This is a genomic window from Mannheimia kashgarensis (assembly GCF_041807705.1).
Taxonomy (GTDB): domain Bacteria; phylum Pseudomonadota; class Gammaproteobacteria; order Enterobacterales; family Pasteurellaceae; genus Mannheimia.
On record NZ_JBGTYY010000010.1, the window covers coordinates 14,573 to 32,440 of the forward strand.

General features: G+C 41.1%; 16 protein-coding genes and 1 pseudogene. 9 read left to right on the top strand and 8 right to left on the bottom strand.

Annotation, left to right across the window (positions count from 1 at the left end; translation table 11 throughout):
- Positions 1 to 3: 3 nt before the first annotated feature.
- The 3 genes from glmM (at position 4) to serA (ending at position 3,410) form a co-directional block, all read left to right on the top strand.
- Positions 4 to 1,338: a phosphoglucosamine mutase gene (gene glmM, locus ACERCF_RS05975; RefSeq protein ID WP_373624972.1), complete on the top strand. Its 1,335-nt coding sequence runs from the start codon at positions 4 to 6 to the stop codon at positions 1,336 to 1,338.
- 146 nt (positions 1,339 to 1,484) lie between these two features.
- A complete protein-coding gene (rpiA, locus tag ACERCF_RS05980; RefSeq protein ID WP_334253744.1) occupies positions 1,485 to 2,144 on the top strand; it encodes a ribose-5-phosphate isomerase RpiA in 660 nt (219 codons plus the stop codon).
- Positions 2,145 to 2,180: 36 nt separating this feature from the next.
- A complete protein-coding gene (gene serA / locus ACERCF_RS05985; protein WP_373624973.1) occupies positions 2,181 to 3,410 on the top strand; it encodes a phosphoglycerate dehydrogenase in 1,230 nt (409 codons plus the stop codon).
- Between the two features lie 87 nt (positions 3,411 to 3,497).
- Here serA and ACERCF_RS05990 read toward each other — a convergent pair whose 3' ends face one another.
- The 4 genes from ACERCF_RS05990 to nadR all read right to left on the bottom strand — a co-directional run bounded on the left by ACERCF_RS05990 (position 3,498) and on the right by nadR (position 6,861).
- A complete protein-coding gene (locus tag ACERCF_RS05990) occupies positions 3,498 to 4,016 on the bottom strand; it encodes a porin family protein (protein ID WP_373611187.1) in 519 nt (172 codons plus the stop codon).
- 18 nt (positions 4,017 to 4,034) lie between these two features.
- Entirely contained in the window at positions 4,035 to 4,751 is a 717-nt protein-coding gene (gene arcA, locus ACERCF_RS05995; RefSeq protein WP_373611186.1) for a two-component system response regulator ArcA, read from the bottom strand.
- Positions 4,752 to 4,870: 119 nt separating this feature from the next.
- Positions 4,871 to 5,575, bottom strand: a complete 705-nt coding sequence (locus tag ACERCF_RS06000) for a metallophosphoesterase family protein (RefSeq protein WP_373611185.1) — start codon at positions 5,573 to 5,575, stop codon at positions 4,871 to 4,873.
- 11 nt (positions 5,576 to 5,586) lie between these two features.
- The gene (gene nadR / locus ACERCF_RS06005) at positions 5,587 to 6,861 is read right to left on the bottom strand and encodes a multifunctional transcriptional regulator/nicotinamide-nucleotide adenylyltransferase/ribosylnicotinamide kinase NadR (RefSeq protein ID WP_373611184.1); all 1,275 of its coding nucleotides are present in this window, start codon (positions 6,859 to 6,861) and stop codon (positions 5,587 to 5,589) included.
- 189 nt (positions 6,862 to 7,050) lie between these two features.
- Here nadR and ribF point away from each other — a divergent pair, with 189 nt between their 5' ends.
- From ribF to rlmB, 6 genes are all read left to right on the top strand, one after another.
- Complete coding sequence (gene ribF / locus ACERCF_RS06010) at positions 7,051 to 8,013, top strand: bifunctional riboflavin kinase/FAD synthetase (RefSeq protein ID WP_373624974.1); 963 nt, start codon at positions 7,051 to 7,053, stop codon at positions 8,011 to 8,013.
- Between the two features lie 99 nt (positions 8,014 to 8,112).
- A complete protein-coding gene (gene ileS / locus ACERCF_RS06015) occupies positions 8,113 to 10,923 on the top strand; it encodes an isoleucine--tRNA ligase (RefSeq protein WP_373624975.1) in 2,811 nt (936 codons plus the stop codon).
- A gap of 259 nt (positions 10,924 to 11,182) precedes the next feature.
- Positions 11,183 to 11,698 (top strand): alpha/beta hydrolase family protein, encoded by a 516-nt coding sequence (locus ACERCF_RS06020; protein ID WP_373624976.1) that lies wholly within the window; start codon positions 11,183 to 11,185, stop codon positions 11,696 to 11,698.
- Positions 11,699 to 11,716: 18 nt separating this feature from the next.
- On the top strand, positions 11,717 to 12,115 hold the full coding sequence (locus ACERCF_RS06025; protein ID WP_373625002.1) for a tannase/feruloyl esterase family alpha/beta hydrolase: 399 nt from the start codon (positions 11,717 to 11,719) through the stop codon (positions 12,113 to 12,115).
- A 68-nt stretch (positions 12,116 to 12,183) separates the two neighbouring features.
- Positions 12,184 to 13,551 (top strand): CDP-diacylglycerol--serine O-phosphatidyltransferase, encoded by a 1,368-nt coding sequence (gene pssA, locus ACERCF_RS06030; protein ID WP_373624977.1) that lies wholly within the window; start codon positions 12,184 to 12,186, stop codon positions 13,549 to 13,551.
- A 53-nt stretch (positions 13,552 to 13,604) separates the two neighbouring features.
- Complete coding sequence (rlmB, locus tag ACERCF_RS06035) at positions 13,605 to 14,345, top strand: 23S rRNA (guanosine(2251)-2'-O)-methyltransferase RlmB (protein WP_373624978.1); 741 nt, start codon at positions 13,605 to 13,607, stop codon at positions 14,343 to 14,345.
- A 103-nt stretch (positions 14,346 to 14,448) separates the two neighbouring features.
- On the opposite strand, the gene ACERCF_RS06040 is transcribed toward rlmB, so the two are convergent.
- From ACERCF_RS06040 to ACERCF_RS06050, 4 genes and pseudogenes are all read right to left on the bottom strand, one after another.
- Positions 14,449 to 15,861: an ABC transporter ATP-binding protein gene (locus ACERCF_RS06040; protein ID WP_373624979.1), complete on the bottom strand. Its 1,413-nt coding sequence runs from the start codon at positions 15,859 to 15,861 to the stop codon at positions 14,449 to 14,451.
- Between the two features lie 90 nt (positions 15,862 to 15,951).
- Positions 15,952 to 16,032: pseudogene (locus ACERCF_RS12525) on the bottom strand (ABC transporter permease); the annotation flags it as partial.
- A gap of 5 nt (positions 16,033 to 16,037) precedes the next feature.
- Positions 16,038 to 16,820 carry an ABC transporter permease gene (locus ACERCF_RS06045; RefSeq protein WP_373624981.1) on the bottom strand — a complete coding sequence of 261 codons (783 nt, stop codon included), beginning with the start codon at positions 16,818 to 16,820 and terminating at the stop codon, positions 16,038 to 16,040.
- Between the two features lie 8 nt (positions 16,821 to 16,828).
- Positions 16,829 to 17,761 carry an ABC transporter permease gene (locus ACERCF_RS06050; RefSeq protein WP_373624982.1) on the bottom strand — a complete coding sequence of 311 codons (933 nt, stop codon included), beginning with the start codon at positions 17,759 to 17,761 and terminating at the stop codon, positions 16,829 to 16,831.
- Positions 17,762 to 17,868: the final 107 nt, after the last annotated feature.

The window sequence follows — 17,868 nt, forward strand, 5'->3', positions numbered from 1 at the left end:
AAAATGGCTCGTAAATATTTCGGCACAGATGGTGTGCGCGGTGAAGTAGGCAAATTTCCAATTACTCCTGAATTTGCCTTAAAGCTCGGCTGGGCAGCAGGTAAAGTGCTGGCAACACAAGGCACAAAAAAGGTATTGATTGGTAAAGATACTCGTATTTCTGGCTATATGTTGGAATCAGCACTTGAGGCAGGTTTAACTGCAGCAGGCTTATCTGCAGTGTTCGTAGGCCCTATGCCAACCCCTGCGATTGCGTATTTAACCCGTACTTTCCGAGCTGAAGCGGGTATTGTGATTTCAGCTTCTCACAATCCATATTATGATAACGGGATCAAATTCTTCTCATCAGTAGGTGAAAAATTACCTGATGAAATCGAAGAAGCGATTGAAGCAATGCTTGATCAGCCAATGGATTGTGTCGATTCAGCTAATTTAGGGCGTGCAAGCCGTATCAATGATGCTGCAGGGCGTTATATTGAGTTTTGTAAAGGAACTTTTCCGTCTGAATTAAGCCTTGAAGGTTATAAGATCGTAGTGGATTGTGCTAACGGTGCAACCTACCATATCGCACCAAACGTAATGCGTGAGTTAGGGGCAGAAGTACTTGAGATTGGTACTAAACCAGACGGTTTAAACATCAACGAAAAATGCGGTGCAACGGATATTAAAGCATTACAAAAAGTCGTTATTGAAGCAGGTGCAGATGTTGGCCTAGCTTACGATGGCGATGGCGACCGTTTAATTATGGTGGATCACTTAGGTAACAAAGTGGATGGCGACCAAATTCTGTTTATTTTAGCCCGTGAAGCCCTTCGTTCTGGCAAATTACAAGGCGGTGTGGTTGGTACATTAATGAGTAATATGAGCTTGGAATTAGCATTAAAACAGTTAGCTATTCCATTCTCTCGTGCTAATGTGGGCGACCGCTATGTGCTAGAACAGCTTAAAGAAAAAGGCTGGAAACTGGGTGGTGAAAACTCAGGGCATATTATCGTATTAGATAAAAACACCACAGGCGATGGCGTTATTGCTTCTCTGCAAGTTCTAGCGGCTATGGTAAGCCATAAATTAAGTCTCAATGATTTAGCAAAAGCTGTACCATTATTCCCACAAGTGTTGTTAAATGTTCGCTTTGAGAAAGGGGCGGCAAATCCACTTGAAAACGAGGAAGTAAAAGCGGTAGCGGCTGAGGTGGAAAAACGCTTGGCTGGCAAAGGGCGTATTTTATTGCGTAAATCGGGCACTGAGCCATTAATTCGCGTAATGGTAGAATGTGAAGATGCTCAACTGGCTCAAAGCTGTGCAGAAGAGATTGTTGAAGCAGTAAAACGTAACTAATCGCAAGCGGTTATATTTTGTAAAAAATTTGCAAAATATGACCGCTTGTTGCATATATGTGTAGAATAGATATAGAGGCGAAATATGTCTCGCCCAACCAAAAAGGGCAAATAATGATTTACCCCTACAAGTAAGTGGAGACAAAAATGGATCAGCAAGAAATGAAAAAAATTGCAGCACAAGCTGCATTAAAATTTGTAAAACCGAATACGATTGTTGGTGTAGGCAGTGGCTCAACGGTAAACTGCTTTATTGATGCACTTGCTTCAATAAAAGAAGAAATTAAAGGGGCAGTTGCCGCTTCAAAAGCTTCTGAAGAACGTCTGCGTGATATCGGCATTGAAGTGTTTAGTGCCAATGAAGTGAGCGAGCTTGATGTTTATATTGATGGTGCAGATGAAATTACGCCACAGGGTGCAATGATTAAAGGCGGTGGAGCGGCGTTAACGCGTGAAAAAATCGTAAGTTCGTTGGCGAAAAAATTTATCTGTATCGTAGATAGCTCAAAACAGGTGGATGTGTTAGGTTCAACCTTTCCATTACCTGTAGAAGTGATTCCGATGGCTCGCTCTTATGTTGCTCGTCAGTTAGTGGCTCTGGGTGGCTCACCAGAATATAGAGAAGGGGTTGTAACGGATAATGGCAATGTGATTTTAGATGTGCATAATTTTAAAATTATCGAACCATTGAAAATGGAACATACAATCAATAATATTGCAGGTGTGGTAACAAATGGTATTTTCGCCCAACGTTATGCAAATGTTACTATTGTTGGTACACCTGAAGGTGCAGTTATATTAGAATAATTTATTATCGCAAACACATAATACTAGGAGCAAAAAATGGCTAAAATTTCTTTGGATAAATCAAAGATCAAATTTCTTCTGCTTGAGGGCGTGCATCAAAATGCAATTGATGTGCTTTTAGCAGCAGGCTATACCAATATTGAAGTGCATAAGAAGGCATTAGACGGTCAAGAGTTAATTGATGCAATTAAAGATGCACACTTTGTTGGTATTCGATCGCGTACCTTTTTAACCGAAGAGGTGCTGGCTCAAGCTCCGAAATTAATTGCGATTGGTTGTTTCTGTATTGGCACAAACCAAGTGGATTTGAATGCGGCGAAAAGACGTGGTATCCCTGTCTTCAATGCACCATTCTCAAATACTCGCTCGGTGGCGGAATTAGTATTAGCTGAGATGATTTTATTAATGCGTCAAGTGCCAAAAGCGAATGCGGAAGTTCACCGTGGGGTATGGAACAAATCTGCTGCTGGTTCAAATGAGGTGCGTGGTAAGAAATTGGGGATCGTGGGCTATGGTCATATCGGTTCTCAGTTAAGTGTGCTTGCCGAAGCCATTGGTATGCAGGTTTATTTCTATGATGTGGAAAATAAGCTGCCTTTAGGTAATGCTCAACAAGTGCCAACGTTAGAACACTTGCTTTCAACCTGCGATATGGTTTCACTACACGTTCCTGAAATTAACTCAACCAAAAATCTAATGAGTGCGGAGCGTATTGCACAACTAAAAGAAGGTTCTGTATTAATTAATGCCGCTCGTGGTACTGTAGTTGATCTAGATGCATTAGCTGTTCGTATTGAAGACGGCTCATTGCGTGGTGCGGCAATTGACGTATTCCCAGAAGAGCCTGCTTCAATTAACGATCCCTTTGTATCGCCACTATGTAAGTTTGATAATGTAATCTTAACCCCACACATCGGTGGTTCAACCTCTGAAGCACAAGCAAATATCGGCACAGAAGTGGCGAATAAATTTGTGAAATATTCAGATAACGGCTCGACACTATCAGCGGTGAACTTCCCTGAGGTATCTTTACCTATTCACAGTAAAACCAAACGTTTATTGCATATTCACGAAAACCGCCCGGGTATTTTAAACCAAATCAACCAAGTATTTGTGGAATCGAATGTGAATATCGCCGCTCAATACTTACAAACCGACCCAACTATTGGTTATGTTGTAATTGATGTGGAATGCGATAATGTTGATGACGCATTACAACGCTTAAAAGCTATTGAAGGTACAATTCGAGCCCGTGTGTTGTATTAATAGATAAGCAAAGAGCCTGAAGAATATTCAGGCTCTTTTGTTACAAGCGGTTGTATTTTTAAAGAATTTTGCAACCGATTAATGATACTAGAAGCGATAAGTTGCATTTGCGGTAAACGCATTACCTTTTAATTTAGTACCGCTACGTTTTAAGTTATCACGGGTGTATTCTGCACCCAGTTCAACATCGCTTGATACCGCATATTTTGCCCCTGCACCGAAGCCGAAGCCACGATAGGTTTCACTACCGACTTTGCTTGAGCTTGCATCAACTTTTACATAAGGGAGTAAGTCTGAGCCAACACGGTAACCTTGCTGATAAGCAACGGTGTATTTATTTTTTTGTTTTACATCACTAAATACTTTGGTGCTACCTACTTTTGCTTTACCTTGCACAATGCCTACAAAGTTATTGCCTTGATCGATACCGTAATCAACCACTAACACAGGACCTGTTGAATCTTTACCTTTCACGCCATCGACTTTGTATTTGGTTGTGGTTACATCAACACCTACGCCAATACCCGTAAATGTATTGCCAACTGGAGCTGCAAACAGATTTGCAGAGAATAAGCAAGCAAGTGCTGCAACAGTTAATTTTTTCATTATATGACTCCTCTTTGATTAAGATTCAATATTACCGCAGAAGCGATAACCTTCGCCGTGAATGGTTACGATAATTTCCGGCGTATTTGGATGATCTTCAAAATGTTTACGAATACGACGGATTGTTACATCAACCGTTCTATCGTGAGGTTTTAATTCACGTCCTGCCATTTTCTTCAGTAAATCCTCACGAGTTTGGATTTTACCCGGGTTTTCACAGAAATGTAATAAGGCTCTAAACTCACTACGTGGTAATTTCGTTGCTTCGCCTTCCGGATTAATTAAGTTATGGCTGTGGATATCTAATGTCCAACCGTTAAAACGGTAGCTCTCAACTTCAGATTGTTCTTTTGTTTCATTTTTTTCGCCCATAGTGCGTTGTAGTAAGTTTCTTGCACGAATGGTTAATTCACGAGGGTTAAATGGTTTAGTAATATAGTCATCAGCACCAATTTCTAAGCCTAAAATTTTATCAATTTCGTTATCACGCCCCGTTAAAAACATTAAAGGCAGTTTACGGTTCTCCCGAATTTCACGAGCTAAAATTAAGCCGTTTTTGCCCGGCAAGTTAATATCCATTAATACAAGATTGATTTCTTGCGTGTTCAATACAGCATGCATTTCTTCGCCGTTAGATGCTTGAAATACCTGATAACCTTCACCCTCAAAAATACTTTTGAGCATATTCCGTGTGACTAATTCATCCTCAACAATTAAGATTTGTGGGATTTTCATTTTTTAACCTCTGATCTAATTTATAAATTCTGTTTATAACCTTTATGTTACAAATTATTTAAATTCTACTTATAAATTGCGAAATGGAAAGCATAAAAATGGCAATTTGTTTAATTCAATCAAATTTTTAGCGATTTCTCTCTATCATCAACGCCTAAAATTAAGTAATGTCCATTAATATCAGCAAGGCTACGAAAACCGATGTTATAAATATGACAACTATATTTGGTATTTTGATTATCATAGTGAAAATTATCGTGATGATGTCCGTGAAAAATCTTAGTTGCTCCTAATTTTTTAGCCAATTGATTAATTACTGAAAAGCCTTGCGGATGTGGCTTTGGTGCTTCGTGCGTAATTAAAATATCCGCTTTTTCATTTTCCAATACTTCAAAATCAGAAGGAAAAATAGAAGAACGGTGTCTTAATGGTACACCGCCACGCCAAATTTTCTCTTGCGGAGTATATTGGCAAAAATGAATAGGGTCAAAAAACATCGGGCGATTTGGCGGCATCCAAATATGTCCTCGAAACACACCGCCAATCCCTGCAATTTTTACTCCTTGAATTTCCACTACTTTGCCGTGAATGTTGCGTTCTTCCCAATGACTATTCCAAATAGAATCAAAGGCAGCAACAGTTTTGCTATCGTGGTTGCCGTGAATAAACCAAATATCACAATATTGCGAAAGTTTATCTAATTCATCGGAGGTAGTAAGTTGGAGATCACCTAGAATGACTAGTGCCACTTCCTCTGTTTGTTGTTGCAAAACAGGGTAAAGATGCTCATAGCTACCGTGCGGATCGCCTGCAAAAAGTATCATCTTGTATTCCGTTACTCTTTATCGTTAAGGTTATATTGTTTAAATTGTAGTGGGATCGGTTCTTCGTTTAAAATCGCCTCAACAACCTCTTTTGCCTGATTATATCTATCTAAATAACTTGGCGATTCAATTTCAATATAAGGAATTCGGTATTTTTCCAGTAATTTTTTCAATAACTGTTGGAATTGCTGGCGTTGCTTTTTCGAGCCTAAACTACGCAAGCCGTCCGCCACCCACTTAGTGTTGTTTGAAAGTAAAATGGTGACATCAAACGGATATTCACGAATCATTGAATCTAAGAATGGGTGAGCTTTGCCCTCGTATTGAATACAAAACGCCTGTGTTGTAATGTAATCGGTATCAATAATTGCAACTTTGTGAGCGTGCTTCATCGCATAATCAACATAACGCTGATGCCCTAATACCATCTGCGGATAGTCAGAATATTGCATTGCTTGCTCATTGCCACCGAGTTGCTCAAACACAAACTCACGCCCATATTCCCACGCCGAAGTGGTATTAAACACATTGGCTAATTTGCTGACTAGAACGGATTTACCGCTGCTTTCACCGCCTAAAATGGCGATGGTTTTCACAAAGAACGGGCGAACTTCTTTCGGAATAAAACGCCAATATTGGAACGGGTTATTACGAATTTGAGTAGCAGAGACATTAAAAGATTCACGGGCAGGATCGACTAAATGCACTTCTAAATTTAAATATTTCTCGTATGGCTCTTTGTCTTGCGTTTCGCTACTAAACACAATAGTCGGATTGATATTTTTTTCCGCAAATAGCTGTTTCACTCGAGCAGACCAGCCTTCCCAACCGTTTGGGTAGCTTGGAATACCATCTTCAACTAAATGATGAATAAAGATCTGTTTTTGTTGATATTTGAAGATCTGCTGTACCCAACGAAGTCTATCTTCATTGGTAGGCATACGCTTCATTTTACTTTGTTGGAAAAGGCGTAAATCACGCTCAGAATCGGTACACACAATAACGTGCAAAATATCAACTTTACTGAATGCCTCATAGATCATATTAATATGACCAGTATGGATCGGGTAAAATTTACCAAAAATGACACCAGAACGCTGATTACTATCTTCGACAATTTCTAACACTGAATGCAATGCTTTTAGTTTATTCGCACTCGGATTTTTAATTTTACCGCTCACTAGCTGATTAAAATAGGCTCGTGTTACACCAGCTTGTTCACAAACATCATTGACTTTAAGTTTAAGCTGTTTACGTTTTTGTTGAAGATAAGCGAAGTCTGTCATAGTTATTCCCCCGATTTTTGATTGCCATCATATAGTAAAATGTAGCATTTGAATATCTTTTTATTCGAAAAAAGCCGTGCTAATGTTATATTCGTGCATTAATTGATAACAGATAGGATTTTTTTTCCTTTTTTGCTGATTTCTCGCTATAATCACAGCAATTTTCACTTTAAAACGGTTTATATTTTTATGCAGCTTATTCGAGGTTTCCACAATTTAGATAAATATAGCGAGTTAAGCAAAGGCTGTGTTCTCTCTATTGGTAATTTCGATGGCGTGCATATCGGGCATCAAAACATTTTATCTCGTTTATGTGATAAATCGTTAGATATGGATTTACCCTCTGTCGTAATGCTTTTTGAGCCACAACCTCGAGAATTTTTTGCAAAAAAAAGTGAAAATATGACCGCTTGTCACCCGCCCGCACGGCTAATGCGTCTGCGTGATAAACTAAAATATTTAGCAGAAGCGGGCGTGGATTTCGTGTTATGCGTTCGTTTTAGCGAAAAATTCGCCCAAATTTCAGCAGAAGATTTCATCTGTGATTTATTAGCGAAACGCTTGAAAGTCCGCTACTTAAGTGTTGGCGATGATTTCCGTTTTGGGGCAAAACGCATCGGTAATTTTGAAACCTTACGCAATGCAGGCTTAAAATACCGTTTTGTGGTGGAAGAAAGCCATACTCACAGCTTAAATGAAGAGCGCATTAGTAGCTCTTTAGTGCGAGAAACCTTACAAAATAACGACTTAGAATTAGCCGAAAGACTATTAGGTAAACCCTATTCTATTCACGGGCGAGTGGCTCACGGCAACAAGCTCGGCAGAACGATTGGCTTTCCAACCGCAAATATTATGCTTAACCGCCTAGTTACGCCAATTCAAGGCGTATTTGCGGTAAAAGTAAACACGAAGCAAGGTAGCTATAACGGCATTGCCAATGTGGGAAACCGCCCAACTATCAACGGCACAAAACCGCTATTAGAAGTGCATATTTTTGATTTCAATTCATCTATTTACGGCGAAGCGATTGAAGTCGTTTTTCTGAAAAAACTACGTAGTGAAACTAAGTTTAATAGCTTTGAAGAATTAAAAATGCAGATTGAGAATGACAGAGTGCAAGCGGTTGAATTTTTTAAGGAATTTGCAAAATAACGTTGCAATTTAGTTTCTTGAGCTCGGAATATACAGGTAGGGGCAAATTGCAATTTGCCCCTACAATCACCAATATTTGATTAAAATTGGAAAATAAAAATGACAGTTGATTACAAAAACACTTTAAATCTGCCTGAAACAGGCTTTCCTATGCGTGGGGATCTCGCTAAACGCGAGCCTGATATGTTAAAAAATTGGTATGACAAAAACCTCTACCAAAAAATTCGTACTGCTTCTAAAGGTAAGAAAACCTTTATTTTGCACGATGGTCCTCCGTATGCGAACGGTAATCTACATTTAGGCCACGCAGTAAATAAAATTTTAAAAGATATTATTATGAAATCGAAAACCGCATTAGGTTTCGATACCCCTTATGTGCCGGGTTGGGACTGCCACGGTTTACCGATTGAGTTAAAAGTAGAAGGCATTGTCGGCAAGCCAAATGAAAAAATTTCAGCAGCCGAGTTCCGCCAAGCGTGCCGTGATTACGCAAAAGAACAAGTTGAAGGGCAGAAAGCCGATTTTATCCGTATGGGAATTTTAGGCGATTGGGATAATCCATATCTGACAATGAATTTCCATACTGAAGCGAGTATTATCCGCACGTTAGGTAAAGTGATTGCAAACGGTCATTTATACAAAGGTTCAAAACCAGTCCATTGGTGTTTAGATTGTGGTTCATCACTTGCAGAAGCTGAAGTGGAGTATGAAGACAAAGTTTCTCCATCAATCTATGTGCGTTTTGAAGCGGTGGATTCTGCAGAGATTGAAGCAAAATTCAATGCAAAAGGTAACGGCAAAATTTCTGCGGTGATTTGGACTACAACTCCGTGGACAATTCCGTCTAACCGTGCGATCGCAATTAATGCAAACCTTGAGTATGCGTTAGTGCAATTTAATGACGAACGAGTGCTACTAGCGGTCGATTTAGTCGAAGATGTTGCAAAAGCAGCAGGCGTTGAAACCTTTGAAGTGTTAGGCACAGCAAAAGGCGAGAGCTTAGAATTATTACGCTTTAACCACCCATTCTATGACTATAGCGTGCCGTTTGTGTTAGGCGATCACGTTACCACCGATGGCGGTACTGGTTTAGTACACACTGCTCCTGATCACGGTGCGGACGACTTTGTGGTTTCTCGCAAATACAACATTGAAATGGCAGGTTTGGTTTCAAATGACGGTAAATTCAAAGCGGAAACTCCATTCTTTGCTGGCTTAGGTGTATTTGAATCTAACGATAAAGTCGTTGAGAAATTACAAGAAGTTGGGGCGTTATTAAAATTATCTCGCATTAAACACAGCTACCCGCACTGCTGGCGTCATAAAACCCCGATTATTTTCCGTGCAACTCCGCAATGGTTTATCGGTATGGAAACACAAGGCTTACGCAAACAAGCATTAGGCGAAATTAAGTCCGTTCGTTGGATTCCAAGTTGGGGTGAAGCCCGTATTGATAATATGGTGGCAAATCGTCCAGACTGGTGTATTTCACGCCAACGTACTTGGGGCGTGCCAATGGCAATGTTCGTACATAACGAAACCGAAGAATTACACCCACGCACGCTTGAATTAATCGAAGAAGTGGCAAAACGTGTGGAAGAAAAAGGCATTCAAGCGTGGTGGGATTTAGACCCAGCAGAGCTTTTAGGTGATGAAGCGAGAGATTACCGCAAAGTGCCAGATACGCTTGATGTATGGTTCGACTCAGGATCAACTTATGCCTCTGTGGTAGAACAACGCCCAGAGTTCAACGGCAATTCAGCAGATATGTATTTAGAAGGCTCAGACCAACATCGTGGTTGGTTTATGTCATCATTAATGCTTTCTACCGCAACGAATGACAAAGCACCATACAAACAAGTTTTAACTCACGGTTTTACCGTAGATGAAAAAGGCAGAAAAATGTCTAAATCACTCGGTAATGTGATTGTGCCAAGCGAAGTGTGGAACAAAAACGGTGCAGATATTTTACGTTTATGGGTCGCTTCAACCGACTACACAGGCGAAATTGCCGTTTCTCACAACATTTTAAATAGTGCTGGGGAATCTTACCGCCGTATTCGTAACACCGCACGTTTCTTGTTAGCGAACTTAAACGGTTTTGATCCGAAACGTGATTTCGTCAAACCGGAAGAGATGATCGCATTAGATCGCTGGGCGGTAGCTTGTGCCTTAGAAGCCCAAAATGAAATTAAAGAGGCGTATGATAACTATCAATTCCACACCGTTGTGCAACGCTTAATGCGTTTCTGCTCAATTGAGATGGGTTCATTCTACTTAGATATTATCAAAGACCGTCAATACACCACCAAAGCAGATAGCCTTGCTCGCCGTAGTTGCCAAACTGCGTTATGGCACATTGCAGAAGCCCTTGTGCGTTGGATTGCGCCAATTCTTTCATTTACTGCAGATGAAATTTGGGGCTACTTGCCACAGGTTGAAGGCAGAAGCGAATTTGTCTTTACCGAAGAGTTTTACACAGATTTATTTGCTTTAACCGAGCAAGATGAATTAGACGATGCTTACTGGCAGCAAATCTTAAAAGTGCGTGCGGAAGTAAACCGTGTGTTAGAGCAAGCTCGTAAAGATAAAGTGATTGGTGCAGGTTTAGAAGCGAAAGTAACAGTATATGCGAATGATGAAATTCGTCCGTTATTAGAGCAACTAGGCAATGAATTACGCTTTGTATTAATTACTTCACAAGCGATTGTAAAACCACTTGCAGAAGCGGATATTGCTGAAGGCGAATTAGCTGGCTTAGCAGTAAAAGTAGAAAATGCAGATGGCGAAAAATGCCCTCGTTGCTGGCACTATGCAACCGATATCGGCACACACGCAGGCCACGAAGAAGTATGTGGACGTTGTGTGGAAAACGTTGCAGGCGAAGGCGAAAAACGTTTGTTTGCTTAATCACAAAATTAATTATTCTAAGGCAGGGTTCTCCCTGCCTTAGCTTTTTCAACGATAGATAGACACCCATTCTAAAATTTGCAAAAATTTCCTAAAAAACAACCGCTTGTATTTACCTAGAATAATTAAAATGAAAAAATACTGATTTTCCTCTCTTTTATCTCAATGTTTACTCAAACGGCAGTGGCTTCTTCTGAGCAATGCCAACAGCTCAAATCTTCCTCGATTTACCAAACCGACATTTACAAAGCCGAATGGGTTGAAAAATCAGCAGAGTTACCAGCCTATTTCTGTTTTGGCGGAGGTATGGGATAACCGAGCGTTATTGGCAGCCGCTCCAACCAATCAAGACGGGCAGAAAATTTTAGCAAAATCCTTAACACAGCAGGATCTCGATACTCTTGCCAACGCCATTCTTAAGCGTTACGATAAACTCGATGGTTTAGAAGATGGCTTAATTAATGCGTGGGAAAAGTGCGATTTCAAGCCTGAAATGGTAGAAAATGAGCTTGGAAAAGAGAAAGCTACACTTATTGAAACCACTCTTAGTGGAGCAAAAAATAGCCAAGACGAGTTAATTTACAGTCCTTGGGTATACGATTCAGGTGTGAATGCAAAAGGCTGGCGGGATTGGAAATTAGGCGATAGCAAAACCGCTGAACCAAATAGCATCAGCTTTAAAATGGGGCTAAAAAGTTTAACTCATTACTATTTAACGCCTCGCCAGCCTAATTTTGACCCACTTGAAGTGGATTTAGATCTTGCCAGCGAGTAAGTAAAATCGGTTGGCGGTATTCACGATGCGGATAAATTAGATTTTTCAACTTTTGAGCAAAGAGGCGGAAAAATGCTGATTTATCAAGGCGTTTCAGACCCGATTTTTTCGGCGGTTGATTTGCGAGATTGGTATCAGAGCCTACAACAAGCGGTCGAAAATCCGCAAAATTTTGCAAAATTGTTTTTTGTGCCTGCAATGAACCATTGTGGGCGAGGGGCAACAGTGAATGATTTTGATATGCTCACCGCTCTTGAAAATTGGGTGGAGAAGGGTAAATCTCCAGAGCAAATCATTGCCAAAGCAGGCGAATTATATCCGAATAAGGCAAAACAGATCCGACTTTGTCCTTACCCGAAAGCGGCTTATTACACCAAAGGCGAGCCAAACAACCCCGAAAGCTACGAGTGCCGTTAATGTAAAATCGCTTTATTAATTGTTTCGGTGTAAAATAGCGGGCAGTTATTAAAAATCGGGAATCATTAATGTTAATTTTGAATAAACAACGCAAAGCCGAAAAGCTGATAGAAAGTTTACCGTTCTTGCCACAAACGGCAGAACAAGTGGATTTTCTTAAGTCAAGCCAAGCGTTTAAACAGCAAATTTTACAGCTGATTCAAGCGGCGAAAGAACGCATTTATTTAACCGCTCTCTATTTTGAAAAAGATGAAGCTGGGCAAGAGATCTTAACCGCTCTTTATGATGCGAAACGAAGCAACCCAAATTTAGAAATTAAAATCTTGGTTGATTGGCACAGAGCCCAACGTGGACGTATTGGTGAAGTGGAAAGTCTCTCGAATGCCGATTGGTACACAAAATTTAAATCTGAGCAAGATTTGCCTCAAGATCAAGAAATTGAGTTCTATGGCGTGCCGATTAACGGGAGAGAAGTGTTTGGCGTGTTGCATTTAAAAGGTTTCGTGTTTGACGATACGATTTTGTATAGCGGAGCAAGCATTAATAACGTTTATTTACATCAGTTAGATCGCTACCGTTACGACCGCTACCACGTTATTGAAAATAAAGCACTTGCAGATAGTTGGGTAGGTTTTATTCAGCAACATATTTTACCGAATGAAGCAGTCAAACATTTAGATCAAACAAATCGTGCTAAGACGGTTGATATTCGCACACAGATTAAGGCTTTTCGTAAACAGCTAAGCCGTGAGCAATATCAATTTAATGGTATTACGAAAAGTGACGACTTGCTCGTTTCACCATTATTTGGCTTAGGTCGCCGTAGAAATCAGCTTAACAAAGTGATTGAGGCGTTGTTCTACCAAACAGAACAAAAATTAACGATTTGTACGCCTTATTTCAATTTCCCGCTTTCGTTAAGAACCCGCATTGAATGGTTACTGGCAAATGGTAAATCGGTTGAAATTATTGTGGGCGACAAAACCGCTAATGATTTCTACACCAAACCTGATGAAAAATTTACGATGGCATCAGCTCTGCCTTATTTGTATGAAAAGAATTTACGGGCTTTCGCTAAGCGATTAAATTTTTATATTCAAAATGGGCAGCTTACTATTCGTTTATGGAAAGATGGCGAAAATAGCTATCATCTTAAAGGTGTATGGGTTGATAACCGCTATATTTTGCTCACAGGCAATAACTTAAACCCTCGTGCGTGGCGATTAGATGCTGAAAATGCGATTTTAATTTCTGATCCAAAAGCTGAACTCAGCGAAAAAGCGGAAATGGAACTGAGCCAAATTCGCCAACACACACAGATTTTAAGCCACTATAGCGATTTAGAAGTGTTAGCAGATTACCCTGAAAATGTGCGTAAATTGCTGAAAAAATTTGGCAGAGTAAAACTCGATAAAATTGTGAAGATGTTGTTGTAAAGTATTTACTTTAGGGGCGAACCGATGTGTTCGCCCGATTATTAAGGAAAATTATGAGTGAACAAATTTATGGCATTCACGCCGTGAAAGCCTTTTTAGACAATGCCCCGGAGCGTTTAATTGAAGTGCTGGTGCTGAAAGGGCGTGAGGATAAACGTTTAATGCCGTTATTAAACGAGCTACAACGCTTAGGTGTTTCGGTTCAGCAGGTTAATCGCCAAACGTTAGATAACAAATCGCAAGGCGAAGTACATCAAGGCATTATTGCTAGAGTTGTGCCACAAAAAGAGCTGAATGAACACGATTTAGAGCAAATCTTAAGCCAAAAGCAAAACCCGCTCTTATTGATTTTAGATGGTGTAACTGACCCTCACAACCTAGGGGCTTGTTTGCGTACCGCTGATGCAGCAGGGGTTGATGCGGTTATTGTGCCGAAAGATAAATCTGCTCAGCTTACACCAACCGCTCGCAAAGTCGCTTGTGGGGCGGCAGAGGTAATGCCGCTTATTCGTGTAACCAACCTGGCTCGCACAATGCGAGATTTACAAGAACGGCATAATGTCTGGATTGTAGGGACTGCAGGCGAAGCGACATCGGGCATTTATGAGGCAAAATTAACCGGCTCGATTGCGTTAGTTATGGGGGCAGAAGGTGACGGAATGCGTCGCCTTACCCGTGAGCATTGTGACCAACTCATCAGCATTCCAATGGCAGGCTCGGTATCATCATTGAATGTATCGGTTGCAACAGGCGTTTGCTTGTTTGAAATTGTGCGGCAGAAACTGGCTCTATAATAAAGAATAAGTAAGGAAAAATGCGAAGAACTAATGTAACAAAATAGTGTCTTCGCATTTTTGTTTGTAGAGACGCAAAAAATCTCAGAAATTGAACCGCTTGTTACCCTACATACTCTTCCAAATTAATCACCTTATCGCACGATTTTTCAATTAGATAAGGATCGTGGCTGACTAAAATCAAGCTGCAATTTCTGGCACGGCATTGGTTTATCAGCAATTCAATGGTTTCTTGTTGCGTGATTGGGTCAAGTCGAGAAGTTACCTCATCAGCAAACAACAATACAGGGTCGAGCAATAACGTTCGTAAAATCGCCACCCGTTGTAGCTCGCCACCGGAGACATTTTCCGCATTGCGTTGCAAAATCTCAGGGTTAAGTGAGAGTTGCTCTAACAAGCTTGGGATTGGTTTACGATCTAAGTGATGTTTGTTGATCACATCATCAAGCAAAGTTTGTAGGCTGACATTCGGAGCAAAGGCTTCCGGTGGATCTTGGTAGAGCTTTAACACTTGGTGCTTTTTGTGGCTTTGGCTGTGCCATTTTACTTCTCCCGATTTTGGTTTTAGCAAACCACACAATACATCAGCAAGAGAGCTTTTACCAATGCCACTATGCCCGATAATGCCTAGCACTTCGCCTTTGTGCAAATCAAAGGAGAGATTGTTAAACAGGGTTTTCTTGCCACGAGCGACACTCAGATTTTTAACCGATACAAGCGGTTGTTTTTGGCTCAAATTTTGCAAATCTTGCAAGGGTTGCCAATGTTTTGGATCTGCTGCAATTAAGGCTTTGGTATAAGCGTGCTGAGGATTGCTTAATAGTGCTTCCGCCTCACCTTGTTCCAACAATTCGCCTTTTTTCATTACCAGAATGTAGCCTCCAAGTTGCTCGGCAACTTCAATATCGTGAGTTATAGTTAATAAGCCGCCACCGTTTTGGTAAGCGGATTTCAACAGCTCAATTACTTTACCTTTGCTCGTTGGATCAAGCCCTTTGGTCGGCTCATCGGCAAGTAAAATTTTTCCCCCAGCAGCGGTTGCAATAGCAAAAGAAGCTCGTTGTGCCATACCACCGGAAAGCTGGTGGGGATAGCTTTCCACCGACTCTTTCAAGCCGAGTTTGGCTAAATAGGTTTGGCTTTCCGTTTTCGCTTGGGGAGATGATTTCCCTGCCACATAGTGAAAACTTTCCCATAACTGTTTGCCGATTGCCATAATTGGATTGAGCGAGCGGCGTGGCTCTTGTGGCAGCATTACTAAGGTTTTGCCCCAAAGCGTTTGCAAGCGGTCAGGTTCAGCAGAAATTTTGCAATTTTCGACAGAAATTTCACCGCTTGCAATTAGCCCCTCAGGAAGAGAACCCATAATGGCTTGAATGAGTAAACTTTTGCCAGAACCAGTTTCGCCTAAGATTGTAATATTTTTACCTGTTTCTAATTGTAAACTGATTGGTTTAACAAGTTCTAAACCACTTGTAGTTTTAACAGAGAGATTTTGGGTATTGAGTAGTTTCATCTTTATTTTATTACTGTAGGGGCGAGTCCTGTGCCCGCCCATAAATATAATAGGAGTTTTCGGGCAGGCACAGGACCCGCCCCTACGTAATTATTTAACTTTCCCAGACAATAATTGTAGGCTAAGTACCATTAAAAACACCGCCACGACAGGCTGTAAAAAGATAATCGGANTAATTATTTAACTTTCCCAGACAATAATTGTAGGCTAAGTACCATTAAAAACACCGCCACGACAGGCTGTAAAAAGATAATCGGAGCTTCATAGTAATAAGGGAATAATTCTGTCATCATCAGGCCTAACTCTGCTGTTGGTGGGCGTAATCCTACGCTCACAAAGCCGAGTGTTGCGAGGGCTAAAATCGCATTGCCGAGCGAGAATGCAGATAAGGTTGCAATCATTGGTAATAAACGTGGTAATAAATGGCGTTTGAAGCTGTAAAGCCAGCCCATTCCCATTAAGAGAGAGGCTTGAATTTCTGAGCTGCTTGCCATTGTTGAACTGATTGAGCGGATCACACGGAAAAACTCCACCCACATTACCAGAGAAATCCCTAAGTAAAGTGTCCAGAACGAACCTGGAGAGAGGGCAGCAAAGAGTAGCACTAATAGTAAGCCCGGCAGAGCCATCACTAAATCACAAATAAAGCTGAAAATACGGTCAATCCAACCGCCAAAAAAGCCTGCCATAATGCCCGTAATCAAGCCTGCTACTAAAGCACAAAACACGCTAAAGAGCGATAAACCAAAAGAGAGGCGAATCGCAGAGGAAAGGCGAGCGAGCATATCTCTACCAAGATGATCTGTGCCGAACCACGCTAATTCATTTGGATTAGAAAGCGTATTGGTTAAATCTTGAAAGCCGATATCCATCGGATAAAAATAAGGTTGTAAGAAGGCGAACCCGAGCATAATCAATAGGATTGCGCCGCCTAAATATTGTGAAGTTGAAATTTTCATTTTCTGTCCTATCGCTTAATTCGTGGGTCAATCCAAGCACTGAGTAGATCAGCAAGAGTGTTTAATACAACAAATAATCCGCCCATTACTAAGGTTGTGCCTTGAATCATCGGTACATCACGGGCAATAATGGCGTGAACCAATGCGTGTCCGCTGCCCGGCCAAGCGAATAAACTTTCTACCACCACAACCCCTTCAATTAAATAGACAAGCTGTACTGCGTGGTAAGCAATAACAGGCACGGCAATGTTGGGTAAACCGTGTCGCACAAAGGTTTTCCAACGGCTTAGTCCTTTTAATTGCGAGAATTGGTAGAACTCGGCATTTTTTACCTGCACCATCGCAGAACGAGTAACTCGCACCGAAACTGCACTCAAGCCAATGGCAAGAGTTAAAGCTGGTAAGATAAAATGCTGCCAACTACCGTATCCGCCCGCAGGTAACCATTTAAGCTGTGCTGAAAAAAGCGTAATTAAACCGATAGCGATTATAAAGGCTGGCACAGAGCGGAATAATGTGCTGAATACCAACGTCAAGCGGTCAAAAAATCCGTTTGGTTTGCGAGCGGCGAGTAACCCAAGTGTCGGACCGATCAGGATTGCTAAGATAAGTGCCACAACCGCAAGGCTTAAGGTATGCCCGAATTGGTGCTGAATTTCAGACCAGACAGAATCGCCAGTTACCAACGATTTGCCTAAATTGAACTGTAATAAATCGCCTAACCAGCTGAAATAGCTCTGCCACCAAGGCTGATCTAAGGCAAGCTCGGCACGCACCGCTTCGGCTGCCATACTATCCGCTTGGTCATAACCATAGCGGCTAGCGGCAATACGGTATGCCATATCGCCCGACAGTTGGCGGGTAATAATGAAAGTTAATGTGCCGACAGACCAAATCACTAATAAAAGTTGGGTAAGACGGCGGAGGAGGATTTTTAGCATTTGTTTTATAGTTTAAAAGGTAATGATTTTTGATGTAGGGACACACTGCGTGTGTCCGCAAATATAGAAAATATGACGTTATGGACGCACGCAGTGCGTCCCTACGC